Origin of the sequence: Streptomyces litchfieldiae, assembly GCF_031845365.1 — a bacterium.
Taxonomy (GTDB): domain Bacteria; phylum Actinomycetota; class Actinomycetes; order Streptomycetales; family Streptomycetaceae; genus Streptomyces; species Streptomyces litchfieldiae.
Map to the genome: position 1 here is coordinate 1 of NZ_JAVREL010000074.1, position 643 is coordinate 643.

Here is a 643-nt window from a genome sequence, read left to right on the forward strand (position 1 = left end):
CCGTCCGTGGCCGCGGGGACCGGGAAGTCATCGACACACCCGCTCCAACGCGACAGACCCCCGACCGGACACCGGACCGGCCACCGAACCATCCGATTCACCGACCCGCGAAGTACGGGCCTAGCGCTGCCGCCGCATGCGAGGTGATCCGAGCTGTACAGAGACCTGCCCCATAACCGTCAGGTCCTCCTCGGTGGCGTGAAGATCGTTTGATCCACCTGCCGACGGTCCTGGTCTGTAGTCCTCCGGACGCGGGATATCGGTGAGGCGTTGGCCGCCATCCTCGCAGTGAACGCCACCCTCGTGGGCCAGCGGCAGAACGAGGAGAAAAGGAAGATCTCCTCCTGGGCGGCCATCCTTTTTCGCCCGACGCTGCTTATAGGTGAAGGGCGGGGTGTCCACCCAGGACGCCCTCGTTCTCCCGGCGGCGTGTCCCTTGGCACAGCGGCGGACGATGGGACACTGCCACCGGTGATCGGCGGGCCCGGGTAGACATGTCCCGTCCCATGGCTGGTGGCCTAGTGTCCTGCGCCGGTAATCCGTCGGCAGAAGTGGGCGAGGGAGTCGAGGATCTCCTCGGCGGTCTTGGTCCAGATGAACGGTTTGGGATCTTTGTTCCAGTTCTTGACCCAGGCGCGGATGT

General features: G+C 65.3%; 1 pseudogene. It reads left to right on the forward strand.

The window, feature by feature from the left end:
- Positions 1-264 precede the first annotated feature (264 nt).
- A pseudogene (locus tag RM590_RS35440) lies at positions 265-378 on the forward strand (transporter); the annotation flags it as partial.
- Between the last annotated feature and the right edge of the window lie 265 nt (positions 379-643).